The organism is Kitasatospora sp. NPDC093558 (genome assembly GCF_040683475.1).
Taxonomy (GTDB): domain Bacteria; phylum Actinomycetota; class Actinomycetes; order Streptomycetales; family Streptomycetaceae; genus Kitasatospora.
This window is the reverse complement of sequence record NZ_JBFBDY010000864.1, coordinates 1-2,315: the sequence shown is the minus strand read 5'-3', so window position 1 is coordinate 2,315 and position 2,315 is coordinate 1. Positions and strand designations below refer to the sequence as shown.

1 protein-coding gene is annotated in these 2,315 nt (G+C 70.5%); it reads left to right on the top strand.

Features of this window, described 5'->3' with window-relative positions; all coding sequences use genetic code 11:
* The first annotated feature begins 169 nt into the window (after window positions 1-169).
* Window positions 170-2,176 (top strand): alpha-L-fucosidase, encoded by a 2,007-nt coding sequence (locus AB0O00_RS36250; protein ID WP_363658962.1) that lies wholly within the window; start codon window positions 170-172, stop codon window positions 2,174-2,176.
* Window positions 2,177-2,315: the final 139 nt, after the last annotated feature.

Here is a 2,315-nt window from a genome sequence, read left to right as displayed (position 1 = left end):
CGGCCTGGCGCGAAGACGACGTGCCCTGGAGGTGACCATGGAACCGCCGGAAGTCATCCGACCATATCGCCGTCAGATGTCTTGACGCGCCGCTCCGCGCACCCCATACATGGACCTGACTCGCCAAGTCCCACCTCCTTGCGAGCACTCCAGGACAAACGGAGCATCCATGTCACGACCCATCAGCCGGAGAAACGTGCTCACCGGTCTGGCCGTCGCCACCGCCGCCACCGTCGTCGGACCCGTCGGCATCCCGGCCCAGGCCGCCGTCGCCGCGACCGACGCGACCGACGCGACCGGGGGCGCCGCCCTGCCCCTCGTCCCGCTGCGCGTCCCGAAGCTCGACCAGGGGGCCTGGCAGCAGCCGGACAGCAGGATCCAGTGGATGCGCGACAACAAGGTGTCCATGTTCATCCACTGGGGCGTCTACTCGGCAGCGGCCCAGGGCGAGTGGTACCAGTTCTACTCGAAGACCGCGCCGACCTCCTACCGGGCGCAGTGGGCCGGCTCGTTCGCCAGCCAGTCGCAGTCCTACAACCCCGCCGCCTGGGCGCAGCTGGCCAAGGACCTCGGCGCCGCCGAAGTGGTCCTGACCACCCGTCACCACGAGGGGTTCGCCCTGTGGCCCAGCGGCCACCCCAATGCCTGGACCACGGGCTCCGCCCCGTTCCCGGCCGGCACGGACTTCGTCAAGGGCTACGTGAACGCCGTTCGCGCGGCGGGCCTGCGGGTCGGGCTCTACTACTCCCCGATCGACTGGCGCTACCCGGGCTACTACGACGTGACCGGCGCGAAGCCGCCGAGCCCCGCCCTCACCTCCGACTGCGTACTGCCGAACAGCGTGTACCCGTGGAACTACGAGGGCTCCGACCCGACGAGCTTCGACTACCACGAGAACGCCCGGGTCATGAAGAACGAGGTGTACCAGTCCGTGAAGGAACTGGTCACCGACTACGGCGCGATCGACGACATCTGGTGGGACGGCGGCTGGCTGGCGCAGCAGGGCACCGACGCGGCGGGGTCGTTCTTCTGGGAGCCCGGCCAGTACCGGGACGGCGGCAACGGCTGGCAGGTGGACGCCGCGTACGGCGAGACCGAGACGGGCACCGGCAAGCCGCTGGGCCTCACCGGCGTGCTGCGCCAGCACCAGCCGAACGCCGTGTCCAACTCCCGTTCGGGGTGGGTGGGCGACTACGACCTCGACGAGGGCTCCGGCGTGCCGGGCGGGCCGATCCGGTACGGCCGCCTGGTCCAGAAGACGTTCAGCGTCGGCGGGAGCTGGGGGTACAGCGGCAACTCCGCCATGCCCTTCTCCCAAGCGCTGGGCCTGTTCGTCAACTCCTTCGTGCGCGACATGTCCGTGCTCGTCAACGTCGGCCCGGACGCGACCGGTACGGTCCCGAGCACGCAGGCCGCGCTGATCCGTCAGCTCGGCGGGTTCATGAACGCCAACCGGGAGGCCGTGTACAACACCCGCGGCGGCCCGTGGAACCCGGTGGACGGCCAGTACGGCTTCACCTTCGCCAACCGGACCGTCTACGCGCACCTGCTGGCCGGGTACAACGGCGGCAGCAGCTTCACGACGCCCTCGCTCGGCGACGCGAACGTCACCTCCGTCTACGACGTCGTCTCCAAGAACCCGCTGTCCTTCAGCGCGGCGAGCGGGAACGCCATCACCATCACCGGCATCGACCGCACCCGCTACCCCGACGACACGATCGTGGCGATCGTGCTCGACCGCACGGTGGTGCCGGCGGACATCGCCCGCGGCTGCCCGGCCACGGCCGACAGCTCGGAGACCTCGCACGGGAACGTGCCGGCCAACGCGTTCGACGGGGACACCTCCAGCCGGTGGTGCGCGGCCGACGGGAACACCGGCCACTGGCTGCAGGTCGACCTCGGCTCGGTGCGGCCGGTCACGGGCGCGCGGATCGCCTGGGAACTGCCGGGGCACGCCTACCAGTTCCGGATCGACGGCTCCGCTGACGGGTCCACCTGGTCGACGCTCGCCGACCTGACCGGGAACTCCTCCGCCGTCCAGGTGCAGGCCGCGACGTTCACGGCCCAGACCCGCTACGTGCGGGTGACCGTCACCGGCGGTGTGAACGCTAACACGTGGGCGTCGATCCGCTCGCTGGAGGTCTACGACCGGCCGTTCCTGGACCCGTCCCTCTAGGAACGCCGGCTCCTGCCAACGCGTGTGTGGCGGGCGGCCCGGGGCCGGGGCCCCCCACCCCACGGCGGGCGGGTTGGCGCGGGGGTTTCGCCCCCACGGCCTGTGGTGGACCGTTGAGAAAGGGAGATGAAAAAACAGA

Coding starts and splice junctions, on each gene's coding strand:
- AB0O00_RS36250 (WP_363658962.1), top strand. CDS start 170: ATGTCACGACCCATCAGCCGGAGAAACGTGCTCACCGGTCTGGCCGTC.